General features: G+C 71.0%; 16 protein-coding genes. 7 read left to right on the forward strand and 9 right to left on the reverse strand.

The annotated features are described in order from the left end of the window. Positions 1-3 precede the first annotated feature (3 nt). On the forward strand, positions 4-1443 hold the full coding sequence (locus tag NQ707_RS06280; RefSeq protein WP_404435118.1) for an FtsX-like permease family protein: 1440 nt from the start codon (positions 4-6) through the stop codon (positions 1441-1443). A gap of 246 nt (positions 1444-1689) precedes the next feature. Here NQ707_RS06280 and NQ707_RS06285 read toward each other — a convergent pair whose 3' ends face one another. From NQ707_RS06285 to NQ707_RS06300, 4 genes are all read right to left on the reverse strand, one after another. Then, the gene (locus NQ707_RS06285; RefSeq protein ID WP_061225332.1) at positions 1690-2601 is read right to left on the reverse strand and encodes an aminotransferase class IV; all 912 of its coding nucleotides are present in this window, start codon (positions 2599-2601) and stop codon (positions 1690-1692) included. Positions 2602-2764: 163 nt separating this feature from the next. Further along, complete coding sequence (locus NQ707_RS06290; protein WP_260007523.1) at positions 2765-3955, reverse strand: multidrug effflux MFS transporter; 1191 nt, start codon at positions 3953-3955, stop codon at positions 2765-2767. A gap of 197 nt (positions 3956-4152) precedes the next feature. Then, positions 4153-4746 (reverse strand): hypothetical protein, encoded by a 594-nt coding sequence (locus tag NQ707_RS06295; protein WP_061225333.1) that lies wholly within the window; start codon positions 4744-4746, stop codon positions 4153-4155. Positions 4747-4752: 6 nt separating this feature from the next. After that, positions 4753-5265 (reverse strand): low molecular weight protein-tyrosine-phosphatase, encoded by a 513-nt coding sequence (locus tag NQ707_RS06300; protein WP_058730649.1) that lies wholly within the window; start codon positions 5263-5265, stop codon positions 4753-4755. A gap of 231 nt (positions 5266-5496) precedes the next feature. Between NQ707_RS06300 and dnaK the strand changes: the two genes are divergently transcribed. The 6 genes from dnaK to NQ707_RS06330 all read left to right on the forward strand — a co-directional run bounded on the left by dnaK (position 5497) and on the right by NQ707_RS06330 (position 11785). Continuing rightward, the gene (gene dnaK / locus NQ707_RS06305; protein WP_058730650.1) at positions 5497-7350 is read left to right on the forward strand and encodes a molecular chaperone DnaK; all 1854 of its coding nucleotides are present in this window, start codon (positions 5497-5499) and stop codon (positions 7348-7350) included. A gap of 5 nt (positions 7351-7355) precedes the next feature. Continuing rightward, positions 7356-7952, forward strand: coding sequence for a nucleotide exchange factor GrpE (locus NQ707_RS06310; RefSeq protein ID WP_058730651.1), 597 nt, complete (start codon positions 7356-7358; stop codon positions 7950-7952). Between the two features lie 222 nt (positions 7953-8174). Further along, the gene (locus NQ707_RS06315; protein WP_058730652.1) at positions 8175-9191 is read left to right on the forward strand and encodes a DnaJ C-terminal domain-containing protein; all 1017 of its coding nucleotides are present in this window, start codon (positions 8175-8177) and stop codon (positions 9189-9191) included. A 3-nt stretch (positions 9192-9194) separates the two neighbouring features. Next, positions 9195-9620, forward strand: a complete 426-nt coding sequence (locus tag NQ707_RS06320) for a heat shock protein transcriptional repressor HspR (RefSeq protein ID WP_100464158.1) — start codon at positions 9195-9197, stop codon at positions 9618-9620. A gap of 141 nt (positions 9621-9761) precedes the next feature. After that, positions 9762-11225 carry a sodium:alanine symporter family protein gene (locus NQ707_RS06325; RefSeq protein ID WP_404435122.1) on the forward strand — a complete coding sequence of 488 codons (1464 nt, stop codon included), beginning with the start codon at positions 9762-9764 and terminating at the stop codon, positions 11223-11225. A gap of 143 nt (positions 11226-11368) precedes the next feature. After that, entirely contained in the window at positions 11369-11785 is a 417-nt protein-coding gene (locus NQ707_RS06330) for a DUF6176 family protein (protein WP_224799669.1), read from the forward strand. Positions 11786-11948: 163 nt separating this feature from the next. Here the strand turns inward: NQ707_RS06330 and trmB are convergent, their stop codons facing one another. From trmB to NQ707_RS06355, 5 genes are all read right to left on the reverse strand, one after another. Continuing rightward, the gene (trmB, locus tag NQ707_RS06335; RefSeq protein WP_224799670.1) at positions 11949-12704 is read right to left on the reverse strand and encodes a tRNA (guanosine(46)-N7)-methyltransferase TrmB; all 756 of its coding nucleotides are present in this window, start codon (positions 12702-12704) and stop codon (positions 11949-11951) included. A 52-nt stretch (positions 12705-12756) separates the two neighbouring features. Continuing rightward, complete coding sequence (locus NQ707_RS06340; RefSeq protein WP_404435124.1) at positions 12757-14313, reverse strand: alanine/glycine:cation symporter family protein; 1557 nt, start codon at positions 14311-14313, stop codon at positions 12757-12759. A gap of 114 nt (positions 14314-14427) precedes the next feature. Continuing rightward, positions 14428-14889: a hypothetical protein gene (locus NQ707_RS06345; protein ID WP_058730656.1), complete on the reverse strand. Its 462-nt coding sequence runs from the start codon at positions 14887-14889 to the stop codon at positions 14428-14430. 211 nt (positions 14890-15100) lie between these two features. Continuing rightward, the gene (locus NQ707_RS06350; RefSeq protein ID WP_075514093.1) at positions 15101-15607 is read right to left on the reverse strand and encodes a Dps family protein; all 507 of its coding nucleotides are present in this window, start codon (positions 15605-15607) and stop codon (positions 15101-15103) included. 159 nt (positions 15608-15766) lie between these two features. Next, positions 15767-16459, reverse strand: a complete 693-nt coding sequence (locus tag NQ707_RS06355; protein WP_404435126.1) for an HAD family hydrolase — start codon at positions 16457-16459, stop codon at positions 15767-15769. Between the last annotated feature and the right edge of the window lie 23 nt (positions 16460-16482).

Raw genomic sequence — 16482 nt, forward strand, 5'->3', positions numbered from 1 at the left:
ACCATGGCCAAGACCGTCAGGAACGCCGTCCGCGAGATCGTCCGCGAGCCCCGCCAGCACCTCTCGACCCTGCTGATCTGCGCCGTCGCCGCCTTCTTCGGGGCCGCCATGATCGCGGGGACCCAGCTGCTCGCCCACCTCATCGCCGGTCCGGAAGGCGCGGACGGAGCGGAGGGTGGGATCGCGCTGATGCTCGGCCTGCTCGGCACCGTCTTCTTCGGCATCGCGATCTTCGTGGCCGCGATCGTCGTCGTGAACACCTTCTCGATCGTCGTCGCCGGACGCACCCGCACCATCGCCCTGCTGCGCCTGCTCGGCGCCTCGGCTCCCTCCCTGCGCCGCGGGATCGGCGTGGAAGGGCTGATCGTGGGCGGGGTCGGCGCGGTGCTGGGCACGGTCCTGGCCGACGTCGCCGCCCTCGGCGCGGCCGCCTGGCTCGAGCACCGGCCCGACGCCGCGCCCCTGGGCTTCGCGATCATCCCCGGCACCGCAGTGCCCGGTGCGGTCGTGGTGCTGATGGCCTGGTGGGCAGCCTGGCGCGGGGCCCGCCCGGTGCTCGCCGTCTCCCCGATCGAGGGGACCCGGCGCACCGTGGAACCCGCCCTGAAGACCCTGCGCCGCGGCAGCCGGGCGCTGCTGGTCCTGGCGCTGCTCGGCATCGTCCTCGGTGCGGGCCTGCTGGGTCTGGGCGTGCTGGTGGGCTTCGCCTCCTCGGCGGGGGTGCTCCTCGGCTTCCTCGGCGGCATCGTCTCCTTCACCGGGATCGCGCTGGGCTCGGCGTGGATCATGCCCGCGTTCCTGGGGCTGGCGGGCCTGCCGCTGCGGGCCTCGGCCGCGGGGCGACTGGCCGCCGGCAGCGCCCGACGGCACCCGCTGCGCGCCTCGCGCACCTCGATGGGCCTGGTCATCGGGATCACCCTCATCATGATGTTCGCGACCCTGGGGCAGACGTTCCAGACGGTCATGACGCGGTGGAGTCGGGAGCTGGGGATCGCGGAGGATCAGACCAGTTCGGTCATGCGCAGCATCGACGACGTGCTGTGGTTCCTCACCGCGATGCTGGTGTTCTCCCTGGTCATCGCCGCGATCGGGGTGGTCAACAACATGCAGGCCTCAGTCATGCAGCGCACCCGCGAGCTGGGGATGCTGCGCACCATCGGCCTGTCCACCGCGGGGCTGTGGCGGATGATCCTCGCGGAGACGGCGCAGCTGACGCTGGCCGCGGCCCTGTTCGCGATCCCGCTGGGCATCCTCTACGGCTGGTGCGGCGCGCTGTCCATGCTGGCCAGCGTGGACGGGATCGGGTTCTTCCTCCCCACGCCGCCGTGGGCGATGATCGGGCTGGTGCTGCTGGGGTGCGCGGTGATCACCGGGATCGCCGCCGCGCTGCCGGCCCGCCGGGTCACCCGGGTCTCCCCGGTGGCCGCCCTGGCCGCGGGCTGAGCCGACGCCGTGCCCCGGCGGCCCGGTGCTCTCGTTCCCGACCCCTCGCGACCCGGCGCTCTCGTTCCCGGTCTCTCGCGAGACGGCGCATCCGTTCCCATAATCGCGGTTTTCGGGAACGAGAGTGCCGTTTCGGCGAGGGATGGCCTCCCGTGTGGGAACGGGAGCGCCGACTCGGCGAGGGGTGGCCTCCTGTGTGGGAACGAAAGCGCCGGCCCGGCGGGGAGATCGCCGGGCGGCCGGTGCTCAGGCCGTGAGGAAGGAGGTCAGGAGGCGGGTCAGCTCCCGATCCACGGGCAGGACCTGGTGGTCCAGGTGGGTCACGGGGGCGAGCAGACGCACCGAGGAAGCCAGCCACACGCCGTCGGACTCCAGCAGGTCCACCGGGTACAGGGGGCCGTAGCCCAGCTCCCAGCCGCGCTCGCGCGCCGCCGCGAAGATCGCCCCCTGGGTGGTGCCGGGCAGGATGCCGTGGTTCGGCTCCGGAGTGAGCAGGGTGATCCGGTCCCCGGTGCGCCGGGCCGCGATCACCGAGCTGGTGGCCCCCTCCAGGATCCGGCGATCCGACGCCGTCCAGATCGCGTCCTGCGCGCCGAGGGAGCGGACGTGGCGCAGCACCGCCATATTCACCGCATAGGAGAGGGTCTTGGCGCCGGTCAGCAGCCACGGGTAGGCGGCGTCCTCGGCGGGATCGTGCCCGCGGGGCAGCAGCAGCGCCCGCACCCCCTGCTCACGGGCGGCGAGGGTGGATTCCGGCACCGGGGAGACGATGACGAGGCCGTAGGCCCCGCGCGTCGGGTCTCCCCGGCTGACCAGCAGCTTCACCACGGTCTCCTCGCCGAGGTCGGTGGCGGTGCCGATGCCCTCCCGGGCGGCCACCCGCAGGACCGTGGCGACGGCGGCGCGCCACCGGTCCTCGTCCGGGGCCGGCAGCTGCAGGAGCCGGGCGGAGTGGGCCAGGCGGGCCAGGTGCCGGGGCAGCTTCCGCACCGCGCCGTCGACGGCGAGCATGGTCTCGAAGACCCCGTCCCCGCGGGTGTACCCCTCGTCCTCGATGCCGATCAGGGGCGCGGCGGCGTCGAGCACCTCGCCGTCCGGGTGCGCGTCATCCACTCGGACGACGACGGGCGGCCTGCGGTCTGCGGGAAGCTCACTCATGCCCCCATTCTGCCCACCCCGCCGCAGCATCCCCTGCGCCCTGGCGCCCAGTCATCGATTCCGACGGATTTTCAGGCGAAAAGTCGTCGGAATCGATGACTCGGCGCCAGGGCGGGCGTCGGGGGCGGGGCGTCGGGCCGGGCGTCAGAGAGGGGGCGTCGCATCAGGTGGTCTGGGGGTGGGTGGCGGTGCGGGCGCGGGTCGTCAGGAACACCGTCAGGGCCGCGAGGGCGCAGATGCTCATGCTGATCGCCATCGGGGCGACGGCGTGGTCCCCGCCGAGCCCGACCAGCGGGGAGACGAGCCCGCCCATGCCGAACTGCAGGCACCCCAGCAGGGCCGACGCCGCCCCGGCGTAGTCCCGGCCCTGGCTCAGGGCCAGCGACGTGATGTTGCCGAAGATCAGGCCCTGGCAGCCGGCGCACAGGAACAGCAGCACCAGCACCACGGGCAGCGAGAGGGCCCCGGCGAGGGTCAGGCCCAGCAGGGTCAGGGCCGAGACCGCGACGATGCTCAGCCCCACCGGGGCGATCCGCTCCGGGACGGTGCGGCTCAGCAGCGCGTTGGACAGGACGGAGAAGAGGAGGATCCCCAGGGAGTTCGCCCCGAAGGCCAGGGCGTAGGCGGTGGAGCTCATCCCCAGGACGTTCTGCAGGACGTAGGTGGACCCGGAGATGTAGGAGAACAGGGTGCCGAAGGAGAGGACGAAGGCGATCACGAACCCCACGTATCGGGGGCGGCGCACCATCGCGGCCACCCCGCGGCCCACCGTCCGCAGGCCCCCGGAGTGGCGGCGCTCGGCAGGCAGGCTCTCCGGGACCAGGACGAACACCGCCGCCGCCATCAGCAGGGTCACCGTGGTGAGCACCCAGAACACGGTGCGCCAGGTGGACACCGCCAGGATCAGCCCGCCCACGGTGGGTGCCAGCACCGGGGCCAGGCCGTTGATCATCATCATGTAGTTCATGTACCGGGTGGTCTGGGTGCCCACGGTCAGATCCGCGATCATCGAGCGGGCCAGCACGATGCCGGCAGCCCCGGACAGCCCCATCAGCAGCCGGAAGCCGATGAGCACCTCCACGGTGGGGGCCAGGGCACAGCCCAGGGAGGCCAGGAAGCACACCGCCGAGCCGATCATCAGGGGGCGGCGTCGGCCCCACTGGTCCGAGAGCGGGCCGATGAGCAGCTGCCCCAGGGCCAGCCCCAGCATGCACGCGGAGAGGGTGAGCTGGATGGTGGAGGCCTGGGTGTCCAGGTCCTCGGACATCCGGGGGAAGGCCGCGAGGTACATGTCCGTGGCCAGCGGTCCGATCCCGGAGAGGGTGCCGAACACGATCAGCAGGGGGACGCTCACGCGGGGAGCGGTGCTCTGGTGGCCCATGGGCGAGGAGGTCCCTTCCTGGGGAGCGCGGACCGGTCGAGGCGGTCGGCGGGGAGTCCGGCGTCGCGCCGGCTGACGGGACGATGGTAGAGGAAAAGCGGGCGCCCCCGTAAGCCGCGCCGGCCCGGGGGACGGCGTCGGGTGGCCCGGGCGAGGCCCGCCGGCCCGGCTCAGGGCAGTCGGGCCAGCAGCGCGTCCTCCTGCGCGGCCCAGCGCTCCCAATGCGGACGGTAGAGCTCCCCGTCGCGGGCCAGCGCCCGCCGACGCCGCTGCGCCGCGGGCAGCTGCAGCCACACGGTCAGGTCCGGCACGACCTCGGGGTGTCCGGGGGCGCTGGCCCCGACCCCCTCGGCGATGATCAGGGCGGCCTCGGCCGACAGGATGCGCTCGGCGGGATCGGGGGCGCCGGCCGCCCAGTCCCAGGCGCGCCAGGCGGCGTCGCGCCCGTCCAGCAGGCGGGTGAGCATCTCGGTCCACAGGCGCACGCCCTCGGTGAGCCCATCCCAGCCGGGGTAGAGGTCCTCCAGGTGGAACAGCACGACGCCGGCCGGGCACCGGGCCGCGGCGGCCGCGGCCAGGCGGGCGGCCAGGGAGGTCTTGCCGGCTCCGGAGCGCCCGTCCACCGCGAGCACCAGCGGCGCCCGGTTCCTCCAGTGCTCGGGCGGGAGGGTTCCGTCGCGGCCCAGCAGCTGCTCGAGGATCCCGGCGACGTCGGCGTCCTCGGGGTCGTGGTTCTCGATGACCCAGGTGCGCCCGGCGGACACGGCGGCTCAGCCCCGCGCGGTCTCGGCGTCGGCCGGACCGTGCTCGCGGGCCCAGTCCACGACGCCGGGCACGGCGGCGTCGATCATCTCGAAGGTGGTCTCGAAGTCCTCCTCGTCGCCGTACCAGGGGTCGTAGATGCCGAGGCTGCGGTGCTTCAGGTGCGCGGCCTCGGGATCGAACTCGCGCAGCAGGTGGATCTTCTCGGCGTCCCGCTCGGTCTCGGCCAGGCTGCGCAGGGCTCGCTCGTGCGGCAGGTCCAGGGCCAGCACGAGGTCGGCCGCGGCGAGGTCCGCGGCGGTGACCTGGCGGGCCCGGTGCCCGGAGGCGTCGATGCCCTCGGCCTGAAGCACCCGGGCGGCGCGCGGATCCACGGGGTTGCCCCGCTCCTCGTCGCTGATGCCGAAGGACTCCACCGTCACCTCCGGCAGGTCGGCCCGTTCGACGGCGCGGCGGATCAGGTACTCGGCCATGGGGGAGCGGCAGATGTTGCCGGTGCACACGGTGATGATGCGGGTCATGGGTTCAGCCTACCCAGGCGCGGTGAGGGAAGGGCGGCGGGTGCCGGAACCGGCGCGATCCAAGGCGGCGCAGAAAAGTTGAGTCGAACCGACTCAAACCTGTTGACAGGTGGGGCCCGATGCGTAGACTTGAGTCAGGACAACTCAAGAAGTGAGACCTCCGGGTGCTCACCTCCCGCGGGCAGCGGGCGGGGCCCCGGTTCACTCGAGACCATGAAGGAGCATCACCACATGTCACGTGCAGTCGGCATCGACCTCGGCACCACCAACTCCTGCGTCGCGGCCCTGGAGGGCGGCGAGCCCGTCGTCATCGCCAACGCGGAGGGCACCCGCACCACCCCGTCCGTCGTCGCCTTCGGCAAGGACGGCGAGACCCTGGTCGGCGGCGTGGCCAAGCGCCAGGCCGTCACCAACGTCGAACGCACCATCTCCTCCGTCAAGCGCCACATGGGCACCGACTGGACCGAGGAGATCGACGGCAAGAAGTACACCGCGCAGGAGATCTCCGCGCGCATCCTGCAGAAGCTGAAGGCGGACGCGGAGGCCTACCTCAACGACAAGGTCACCGACGCGGTCATCACCGTCCCGGCCTACTTCAACGACGCCGAGCGCCAGGCCACCAAGGAGGCCGGCGAGATCGCGGGCCTGAACGTCCTGCGCATCGTCAACGAGCCCACCGCCGCGGCCCTGGCCTACGGCCTGGAGAAGGGCAACGAGGATGAGCTGATCCTGGTCTACGACCTCGGCGGCGGCACCTTCGACGTCTCCCTCCTGGAGGTCGGCAAGGACGACGACGGCTTCTCCACCATCCAGGTCCGCGCCACCGCCGGCGACAACCGCCTGGGCGGCGACGACTGGGATCAGCGGATCGTGGACTGGCTGCTGCAGCAGGTCAAGTCCAAGACCGGGGCTGACCTGTCCAAGGACAAGATCGCCCTGCAGCGCCTGAAGGAGGCGGCGGAGCAGGCCAAGAAGGAGCTGTCCTCCGCCTCCTCCACCAACATCTCCCTGCAGTACCTGTCCGTCACCTCCGACGGCCCGGTGCACCTGGACGAGTCCCTGTCCCGCGCCAAGTTCCAGGACCTGACCAAGGACCTGCTGGATCGGACCAAGAAGCCGTTCCACGACGTCATCGACGAGGCCGGGGTCAAGGTCTCCGACATCGCCCACGTCGTGCTGGTCGGCGGCTCGACCCGCATGCCCGCCGTCGTGGACCTGGTCAAGGAGCTCTCCGGCAAGGACCCGAACAAGGGCGTGAACCCGGATGAGGTCGTCGCCGACGGCGCGGCCCTGCAGGCCGGCGTGCTCAAGGGCGACCGCAAGGACGTCCTGCTGATCGACGTCACCCCGCTGTCCCTGGGCATCGAGACCAAGGGCGGGGTCATGACCAAGCTGATCGAGCGCAACACCGCGATCCCGACCAAGCGGTCCGAGACCTTCACCACTGCCGAGGACAACCAGCCGTCCGTGTCCATCCAGGTCTTCCAGGGCGAGCGCGAGTTCACCCGGGACAACAAGAACCTGGGCACCTTCGAGCTGACCGGCATCGCCCCGGCCCCGCGCGGGGTGCCGCAGATCGAGGTCACCTTCGACATCGACGCCAACGGCATCGTGCACGTGTCCGCCACGGACAAGGGCACCGGCAAGGAGCAGTCCATGACCATCACCGGCGGGACCTCGCTGTCCAAGGAGGACATCGACCGCATGGTCAAGGACGCCGAGGCCAACGCCGAGGCGGACAAGAAGCGCCGCGAGGCCCAGGATCTGCGCAACACCGCGGAGAACAGCGCCTACCAGATCGAGAAGCTGCTCAAGGACAACGAGGACAAGCTGCCCGAGGACGTCAAGTCCGAGGTCCAGTCCGACGTCGACGAGCTGAAGAAGGCCCTGGAGGGCGAGGACGACGACGCCGTGAAGTCCGCCTTCGAGAAGCTGCAGTCCTCCCAGACCAAGCTGGGCGAGGCCATCTACGCCCAGGCCCAGGCCGGTGAGGGTGCCGCGGACGCCGGTGCGGCCAACGCGGACGCGAACGAGGATGACGTCGTCGACGCCGAGGTCGTGGACGACGAAGACGAGAAGAAGTAAGGGATATGGCTGAGAACACCACCGAGAACCCGCAGGACGGGGACCCGCTGGAGGAGGCCTTCCACGCCCCCGACGCGGAATCCGCCTCGGAGGCCGAGGGCGCCGAGGCCACCGCGCAGAGCGCTGCGGACGAGCAGGAGGCCGCGGAGGAGCCCGCGGACTCCGAGTCCGCGGCCCAGGACGGGCACCGGCTGGCCGAGGAGCGTTTGGAGGATCTGCGCCGCCTGCAGGCGGAGTTCCAGAACTTCCGGAACCGCTCGGCCAAGGAGAAGGACGGTCTGCGCGAGTACGTGGTGGGCGACGTCGTCACGGCCCTGCTGCCGGTGATCGACGACATCGACGCCGCGCGCCGGCACGGGGACCTGGCGGAGGGACCCTTCGCCTCGATCGCCCGGAAGCTCGAGGAGGCGCTGACCCGTCAGGGCCTGGAGCGCTTCGGCGAGGTCGGGGAGGCCTTCGACCCGCACGTGCACGAGGCGGTCATGCAGCAGCCCACCGAGGAGGTGGAGCCGGACCGGCTGGCCATGGTCATGCGCAACGGCTACCGCATCGGCGAGCGGGTGCTGCGCCCGGCCCAGGTGGCCGTGGCCGTGGCCCCGTGACCCAGGGGTAGGCAGGATCCCCGGACCCCGCGCTTGCGGAGGTCAGTTGCGACGCCGGGTCCCCGCGCCGTCGTTCCCGTCCGAAAATGGGCGGGCGCGGCGGGTGCGGACCCGGCGTCGCTTCTCATCTGCGCAACCGCCCCGGGCGCGCCCCGCCCGGGCGCACAACAGAACATCAGCAGACGGAAACGAGCACAGCGAGACTGTGGGAAGGAGGCGTCGATGGCGAGCGAGAACTGGCTGGAGAAGGACTTCTACAAGGTGCTGGGCGTCTCCAAGGACGCCAGTGACGAGGACATCAAGAAGGCGTATCGGAAGCTGGCCCGGAAGTACCACCCGGACCAGAACCCCGGGGATGAGGCCGCCGAGCGGCGGTTCAAGGAGATCTCCGAGGCGCACACCGTGCTGGCGGACCCGGAGCAGCGCAAGCAGTACGACGCGATCCGCGCGATGGGCTCCGGGGCCCGGTTCAGCGCCGGCGCCGGCGGGGCCGGCGGCCCCGGGGCGGGAGGCTCGGCCGGCTTCGAGGACCTGCTGGGCGACCTGTTCGGCGGCGGGGCACGCCGCTCCCGGGGCGGCTTCGGCGGCGCTGGGGGACCCCGGATGCAGTACACCAGCACCGGCGGCGGCGATCCGTTCGCGGACCTGTTCGGCGGGGCCGGCGGGGCCAGCCCCTTCGGGCAGCCGCGCCAGCCGGCCCCGGCCGACGTCGAGACCAGCGTGACCATCGACTTCGCCGAGGCGCTGGAGGGCACCCAGCTGCGGGTCAGCCAGCAGGACGGGCGCAGCGTCACCATGCGGATTCCGCAGGGGGTGCGCGACGGGCAGAAGGTGCGTCTGCGCGGCAAGGGCCAGACCGGCCCCGGCGGGTCCTCGGACCTGATCGTGACCGTGCACGTGCGCCCGGATCCGGTGTTCACCCGGGAAGGCGATGACCTCACGGTGCATGTGCCGGTGACCGTGGAGGAGGCCGCCCTGGGCGCGGTGATCACGGCCCCCGCCCCCGGCGGGAAGATCGTGAAGCTGCGGCTGAAGGCCGGTCAGGAGCCCGGCACCCGGATGCGGGTCAAGGGCCGCGGGGTGACGACGAAGAAGCACACCGGCAACCTGTACGTGATCCCGCAGGTCCAGGTGCCCTCGGAGCTGTCCGAGGAGGCCGTCGAGGCGCTGCGCCGGTTCACGGAACTGGCGCACCAGCCGGATGTGCGGGCGGATCTGCTGCGGGAAGCGGGGGTGTAGACCATGGCCTTCGGCAACGCGGACCAGCCCCTGTTCGTGATCTCGGTGGCCGCCGAGCTGGCCGAGATGCACCCCCAGACCCTGCGCCAGTACGACCGGCTGGGTCTGGTCACCCCCTCCCGGCTGCCCGGGAAGGCCCGGCGGTATTCGCAGCGGGATGTGGAGAAGCTACGCCAGATCCAGCAGCTGTCCTCCGAGGGGGTCTCGCTGGAGGGGATCCGGCGGATCATCCAGCTGGAGAACCAGGTCCAGGCCCTGCAGCACCGGGTCCGGGAGCTGACCGAGCAGCTGCAGGAGAGCCAGGATCGGATCCAGGAGCCCCGGCGGGTGTTCGCGGCCGGGCTGCGCGGCGACGTCGTGCGGCTGGGCCGCGGGCAGCGCCCCGAGCGCTTCTCGACGAGCCGGGCGCTGACCCTGTACCGGGGGTGAGGCTGTTGCTGGGAGACTCTGTGCTGGGGTGAGCGAGCCGGGTCCGCGGGCGGGGGTCGGCGGGTTTTCCGGGCGGAAACACGGGTGTGGCATGATGATCCGCATCACTTCTCAACCGCACCGATCCGTGGGGGCCACCGCATGCTCGAGACCCTGGACTCCGTCCTCTCCGCCATCGACAAGGTCCTCTGGGGCCCGTTCATCCTCATCCCGCTGCTGCTGGGCACGGGCCTGTACCTGACCATCCGCCTCGGCGGGATCCAGCTGACCAAGCTCTTCCAGGCCCTGCGCCTGGCCTTCTTCACCCGCAAGGACGAGGGAGCCCAGGGCGGGGACATCTCCCAGTTCCAGGCGCTGACCATCGCGATGGCCGCGACCGTGGGAACCGGCAACATCGTCGGGGTGGCCACCGCGATCGGCACCGGCGGTCCCGGGTCCCTGTTCTGGATGTGGATCACCGCGATCTTCGGCATGGCCTCGAAGTACTCGGAGGCCTTCCTGGCGGTGCGCTTCCGCACCACGGACGCCAAGGGCGAGATCTCCGGCGGCCCGCAGTACTACCTGCAGCGCGGCATCCGCGGCGGCTTCGGGAAGTTCCTGGCCCTGTTCTTCTGCGTGGCCGCGATCATCGCCTCCTTCGGCATCGGGAACACCACCCAGGGCAACTCCATCTCCGTGAACATGGTGGACTCCTTCCACGTGCCGGAGTGGATCACCGGGCTGGTGCTGGCCGTGCTGACCCTGCTGGTGCTGGTCGGCGGCATCAAGTCCATCGGGCGGGTCACCTCCAACCTGGTGCCGATCATGATCGTCTTCTACGTCGTCGGGGCGATCTACATCCTGTGCGTGAACGTCGGGGGGATCCCGGAGGCCTTCGCGACGATCTTCGAGTCCGCGTTCACCGGGCACGCCGCCGTCGGCGGGTTCCTGGGCTCCACCATCATCCTGGCGGTGCAGATGGGTGTGGCCCGCGGCATCTTCTCCAACGAGTCCGGGATGGGCTCGGCGGCCATCGCCGCGGCGGCCGCGCAGACCACCCACCCGGTGCGTCAGGGCCTGGTGTCCATGACCCAGACCTTCATCGACACGATCATCGTGGTCACCTGCACCGGGCTGGTCATCATCACCACCGGGCAGTGGACCGCCGGGGCCGACGCCGCCGGCACCATGACCTCCCGCGCCTTCTCCACCGGGCTGCCGGGCAGCTGGGGCGGGTGGATCGTGACGATCGGCCTGGTGCTGTTCGCCTACTCCACGATCCTCGGCTGGGCCTACTACGGCGAGCGGTGCATCGAGCGGCTGTTCGGGCGGCGCGGGGTGCCGGCCTACCGGGTGCTCTTCTCCGTGATCGTCTACGTCGGCTGCACCGTCCCGCTGTCGCTGGTGTGGACCTTCGCGGACATCGCCAACGGCCTGATGGCCATCCCCAACCTGATCGGCCTGCTGATCCTCTCCGGTCTGATCGCCCGGGAGACCCGTCACTACCTGCGCAACGACCCCTCCGTCACGGCGGACAAGGATGAGGTGGACGAGTTCATGAAGGGCCACCCCGGGGCGATCGACACCTACGAGACCCAGTCCATCCCCCAGGTGGACCGCCGCTGAAGCCAGGTGGGGGGTGTCCGGCGTCGACCCGGCGCTCTCGTTCCCGAAAACGCGGAAAGTGGGAACGGATGCGCCGTCTCGCGGGAGGGGATGCCTCGGGGGGACGGGGCGCCGGTGTGCGGATGAAGAGAAGGAGAGCAGACGTGAGCAGCGATGCGAGCGACCGTGAATCTGAGCAGAACGGTCAGTTCGGGGCCGAGAAGGAGACGACGCCCGTCGTCGAGATGGTGAGGTTCCGCGTGATCGCGGGCCAGGAGGCGGCGGCGCGGGAATGGGTGGCGTACCTGCGGGACCATCCCACACAGTTCCGGGAGACGATGATCCCGGAGCGGATGCAGGTGGAGACCATTCTCAGCGATGAGCAGGAGGGCCGGCTCCATCTCACCTGGTTCTCTGTGCAGCTGCCTGGGGGAGCGCCGGTGCAGGACTCCGAACACGAGCTGGACCGGATCCACCTGGACTACTGGCGTCGGTGCATCGACCCTGACTGGGGGCCGCAGCGGCTCACCCCGGAAATCTTCATGACCTCCGAGCCTGTCCAGAGGGCCTTCGAGCAGTAGTCGAGAACTGCCCGGCTGCGTCATCATCGACTCGGCGCTCCCGTTCCCGCCCCTCCGCCGAGACGGCGCACCCGTTCCCGGAAACGCGGAAAGTGGGTACGAATGCGCCGGGTCGCGGGTGCTCCGAAATCCCAGCTCCGAACCCTGGCCGCCCCGCCCGGGGTCAGGCCCGGCGGTAGGTGAGGTCCCAGGGGTGGCGTCCGGCCTCCCCGGCCTTGCGCTCGAAGCTGGTGAGGATCCGGCCCTCCCAGCGGGGGGCCCAGCCGCCGGTCGGGTCCTCCTCGGTGGCGCCGCGGCCCGGGTGCTCGTTGCGGAAGTCCTCGGAGGCCTCCAGCACCTCGCGCATCACCAGGGCGTACTCCTCCCAGTCCGTGGCCAGGCGCCACAGCCCGCCGGGCCGGATCACCCGGGCGGCCAGCCGCGCGAAGTCCGGGGAGACCAGGCGGCGCTTGTGGTGGCGGGTCTTGTGCCACGGGTCCGGGAAGAACACCCACAGCTCGTCCACGCTGGCCGGCTCCAGCAGGTTCTCCAGCACCTCCGGGGCGTTGGCCTGCACCACCCGCACGTTCTGCACACCGGCCTGACCCATCTTCATCAGCAGGTCCGCGATGCCGGGGGTGTAGACCTCCACCGCCAGGTAGTCGTTCTCCGGGTGCTCGGAGGCCGCGTGCACGATGGCCTCACCGAGCCCGGAGCCCACCTCCACCACCAACGGCGCCCCTTCTCGGCCGAAGACCTCGGCCTGGTCGAAGCGAGCCTCGGGGGCCACCGAGGTGTCGGTGACCAGCCGCGGGACGTCCAGCACGTGGGTCGGGGAGAACTCGTCCCAGGCCTTCTGGCGCCGAGCGGTCAGCCGGTCCCCCCGGCGCACGAAGGAGTACGGCTGACGGTGGAACTGCTGGGGGACGTCCTCGGACATGGGCTCTTCCCTTCGGGTGGTGGCGGTCCAACCCGTCATCGTACCCGGTGCCTCAGGCGGAGGGCCGCCCGGCGGCGTCGCGCACGGCGGCGGCTCGGCGCACCTCCTCCTCGCGCAGCACCCGCATCCGGGTGGTGTCCGGGTGCTCCAGCACCGGGTGCGGCCGGGTGAGGTCCACCTGGTGGTCGATCTGGGCGTCCAGGCTGCCCGGGTGCTCGCCCATGAACGCGTCGATCTGCTCGGCGGTGGCCGTGAAGTGAGGATCGTGGCGCAGGTACCGCCGGGTCTCGCGCACCACCAGCCCGGAGAGGATCAGCAGCCCGATGAGGTTGGGGATGGCCATGATCCCGTTGATCACGTCGGAGAAGGTCCACACCATCGTCAGCGGGGCGACGGCGCCCAAGCCGCAGGCCACCGCGAACACGATCCGGTAGATCAGGATGCCCCGGTGTCCGCCGCCCAGGCGCTCGATGCAGCGCTCGCCGTAGTACGCCCAGCCCAGCACCGTGGAGTAGCCGAGCAGGATCAGGCAGATGGTGACGATGATCCCGCCCCAGCTGCCGGGCAGCCCCGTGGCGAAGGCGGTGGAGGTCATGGTGGCCGGTTCGCCGTTCTCCCACACGCCGGTGGTGATGACCAGCAGCCCGGTGATGGAGATGACCACGAGGGTGTCGATGAAGGTCTGGGTCATGGACACCAGGCCCTGGCGCACGGGGTGGGCGGTCTGGGCGATGGAGGAGGGGATGGAGGCGGTGCCCATCCCGGATTCGTTGGAGAACAGGGAGCGGGCCACGCCGATCTGCATGGTCATCAGCAGGGAGCCCGCGGCCCCGCCGGCCGCCCCGGAGGGGGTGAAGGCGTTGCCGAAGATCAGCGCCAGCGCGTGCGGGATGACGGCCCAGTTCACGGCGAGGATGTACAGTCCGCCGCCCACGTACAGCGCGATCATCAGCGGCACGCAGAACACGGTGACCTTGGAGATGGACTTGATGCCGCCCACCAGCGCCCCCAGGGTCAGCACCCCGATGACGACGGCGGTGATCGTCGGGGCCACGTGGAAGGTGGACTCCATGTTGGAGGCGATGGCGTTGGACTGGGTGGTGTTGCCGACGCCGAAGGTCGCGACGACGGCGCAGGCGGCGAAGGCCACGGAGAGGAACCAGCCGAAGCGGTTGGGGATGCCGCGCACCAGGTACACCTGGGGCCCGCCGGTCAGCTCCCCGTTCTTGTCCCGGGTGCGGAAGCGCACCCCGAGGAAGCACTCGGCGTACTTGGAGGCCATGCCGATCAGTGCGGTGATCCACATCCAGAACAGGGCCCCGGGCCCGCCGAGGTGGATGGACAGGGCCACGCCCACGATGTTGCCGGTGCCCACGGTGGCTCCGAGGGCGGTGGCCATCGCCTGGTAGGAGGAGATCTCGCCCTTCTGGCCCGGCTGTCGGGAGCGGCGCCCGAAGGCCAGGGACATGGCCTTGCCGAACAGGCGGAACTGCAGCCCGCCCAGGCGCACGGTGAGGAACAGGCCGGTGAGCAGCAGCAGCGGCAGGATCAGCCACGGCCCCCACACGATCGCGTCGGCCCGGTCCAGGATGGTCTGCAGGGTGTCCATGTCTCCTCGTTCCCGCGCTCGCGCGTCAGGCGGTCACCGGAAGACGCGGACGCCCGCTCACCGGGGCTGGTGGGCGGGCGTCGTCGTCATGCGGGAAAGCCGAAGCGCGGTGCGCTACTTCTTGCTGCTCTTCGCAGCCTTCTTGGCGGCCTTCTTCGCCTTCTTCTTGTCGCTCTTGGACTGCAGGATCAGGGCCGCGGCGATGGCGGCGAGCCAGGAGTCCTTGGCGACGGCGGTGCCGGCCTGGGAGGGGCGGATGCCGTCCTCCTCGGTCATCTCGTCGGTGTTGAAGTACATCGCGAGCAGTCCGGCGGAGAAGGCGCCGAGGGCCAGCCCGGCCAGGCGGCGCGGGACGATGGGGGTCAGCAGGGCGGCGCCGACGGCGATCTCGGAGCCGGCCAGGACCTTGCCGAAGGTCTGGGGGCTCAGGCTGCCGAGGGCGGGGACGCCGTTGACGGCCATGCCCTGGAGGGTCTTGGCGGTGTCCTCGTCGAGGTTGAGCTTGCCGAGGCCGGAGTTGAGGATGAAGGCGCCGGGCACGGCGCGCAGGGCGGCGTTGGCGAGGTGGAAGGCCATAGGTGATCCTTTCGTGGAGATCCGGTGGTGTTCGGTCGGGTCGGAGCGGGCTCCGGGGGACCGATCGTCCTGCTCCACCCTAACCCTCGGGGGGCGTCGGGCAGGTGTCGGTCGTGTTACCGGGAGACGCGAAGGCCCCGGATTCTCGCCACCAGCGAAATGCCGGTGCGGCGGGAAGCCGGGGCCGTCGTCGTGGAGCCGGCAGGCGGGGTCAGCTCAGCTGGCCGTCGGCGTCCTCCAGGTGGGCGCGCATGAACCACTGGAACTTCTCCAGCTCGCCGGTCTGCTGGATGAGGATGTCCTCGGTGATGGGATCCACGTCCCCGACCTTGGCGATCGCGGCGCGGTGGTCCTCGATCAGGCCGGTGTAGACCTCGTCCAGCGCGCGCAGGTGATCCATGGCCGAGGCGCGCCCCAGCTTGTAGTCCTCCCAGTCGCGGGTCTGGACCAGGTCCCCGGGCAGCCCGTTGGGGGCCACCCCGAGGGCGGACATGCGCTCGGCGAGCTCGTCGGCGTAGCCGCGCACCAGCTCGATCTGCGGGTCCAGCATCTCGTGCACGCCGATGAAGTTGCGCCCGACCACGTTCCAGTGGGCGTGCTTGAGGGTCAGCTGCAGGTCGTTCAGGGCGTGCAGGCGCGGCTGCAGGATCTCGGCGACCTGGTGGCCGCCGTCCACGGACAGGCCGGGGACGGTGTACGGGGCGTTCTTCTCAGACATGGCGTTCCTTCCTGTGTGCGCGGGCCCCGGTGTGTGATCCGGTGTGTGTGATGCGATGGGCCCGCGGACGTTGTTATGAGTGACTCATAACTGCGTTGTTATGAGTCACTCAAAATAGCGCGGGCGGGTCAAGGACCTGCGGAGGTGCCGTCGATCGCCTCAGGTGAACACCGAGCGCAGCATCGCCAGGCTCAGCTGCTCGTGCTCCGCTCGGGCGTCCCCCGCGCCGTCGGGCACCGGCTGCATCCCCGGCACGACGACGACGCGCGCGCCCGCCGCGTGAGCCGCGGCCACCCCGGAGGGGGAGTCCTCCACGACGACGCAGCGGGTGATGTCCACGCCGAGCCGCTCGGCGGCCAGCAGGTACGGCTGCGGATCCGGCTTGGGTCGCTGCACATCCTCATCCCCGATCACCGTGCGGAACAGACCCTCCGGGGCGCGGGAGGCGGTGACCCGGGCGATCTCCGTGGTGGCGTTGGTGACGATGGCCGCCGGGATCCCGGCGTCGGCGACCTCGCGCAGCAGCGGCTCGATCCCCGGCAGGAAGCCGATGCCCTCCTGCGCCACCACCTGCTGGCCGGTGGCGGCCAGGCGGCGCACGATCTCCTCGGGGGAGAGCCGCACCCCCAGCTCTCGCAGCCGATCCACCGTCATGGACATCGGCTGGCCCAAGCAGGCCAGGGTGTCCTGCTCGGTCCACACGGCGTCGAACTCCGCGGCCACCTCCTCCTTGGTGCGGGCCCAGACGGGCTCGGTGTCCACGAGGGTGCCATCGTGGTCGAACAGGACGGCCTCGGGCAGGGCGGTGCTGGGAGCGGGGGAGTCGGAGACGGAGCGGCGCTGATCGGTCATGGTCCCAGCGTATCGGCCGGCGC

The organism is Rothia sp. BD8 (assembly GCF_044878465.1).
In the GTDB taxonomy this organism is placed as follows: domain Bacteria; phylum Actinomycetota; class Actinomycetes; order Actinomycetales; family Micrococcaceae; genus Rothia; species Rothia kristinae.

What these genes read in the sequence shown, in the direction of transcription:
- NQ707_RS06315 (WP_058730652.1), top strand. Translation starts at nt 8,175, where the DNA reads ATGGCGAGCGAGAACTGGCTGGAGAAGGACTTCTACAAGGTGCTGGGC.
- NQ707_RS06310 (WP_058730651.1), top strand. Translation starts at nt 7,356, where the DNA reads ATGGCTGAGAACACCACCGAGAACCCGCAGGACGGGGACCCGCTGGAG.
- dnaK (WP_058730650.1), top strand. Translation starts at nt 5,497, where the DNA reads ATGTCACGTGCAGTCGGCATCGACCTCGGCACCACCAACTCCTGCGTC.
- NQ707_RS06320 (WP_100464158.1), top strand. Translation starts at nt 9,195, where the DNA reads ATGGCCTTCGGCAACGCGGACCAGCCCCTGTTCGTGATCTCGGTGGCC.
- NQ707_RS06350 (WP_075514093.1), bottom strand. Translation starts at nt 15,607, where the DNA reads ATGTCTGAGAAGAACGCCCCGTACACCGTCCCCGGCCTGTCCGTGGAC.
- NQ707_RS06285 (WP_061225332.1), bottom strand. Translation starts at nt 2,601, where the DNA reads ATGAGTGAGCTTCCCGCAGACCGCAGGCCGCCCGTCGTCGTCCGAGTG.
- NQ707_RS06340 (WP_404435124.1), bottom strand. Translation starts at nt 14,313, where the DNA reads ATGGACACCCTGCAGACCATCCTGGACCGGGCCGACGCGATCGTGTGG.
- trmB (WP_224799670.1), bottom strand. Translation starts at nt 12,704, where the DNA reads ATGTCCGAGGACGTCCCCCAGCAGTTCCACCGTCAGCCGTACTCCTTC.
- NQ707_RS06325 (WP_404435122.1), top strand. Translation starts at nt 9,762, where the DNA reads ATGCTCGAGACCCTGGACTCCGTCCTCTCCGCCATCGACAAGGTCCTC.
- NQ707_RS06345 (WP_058730656.1), bottom strand. Translation starts at nt 14,889, where the DNA reads ATGGCCTTCCACCTCGCCAACGCCGCCCTGCGCGCCGTGCCCGGCGCC.
- NQ707_RS06280 (WP_404435118.1), top strand. Translation starts at nt 4, where the DNA reads ATGGCCAAGACCGTCAGGAACGCCGTCCGCGAGATCGTCCGCGAGCCC.
- NQ707_RS06300 (WP_058730649.1), bottom strand. Translation starts at nt 5,265, where the DNA reads ATGACCCGCATCATCACCGTGTGCACCGGCAACATCTGCCGCTCCCCC.
- NQ707_RS06355 (WP_404435126.1), bottom strand. Translation starts at nt 16,459, where the DNA reads ATGACCGATCAGCGCCGCTCCGTCTCCGACTCCCCCGCTCCCAGCACC.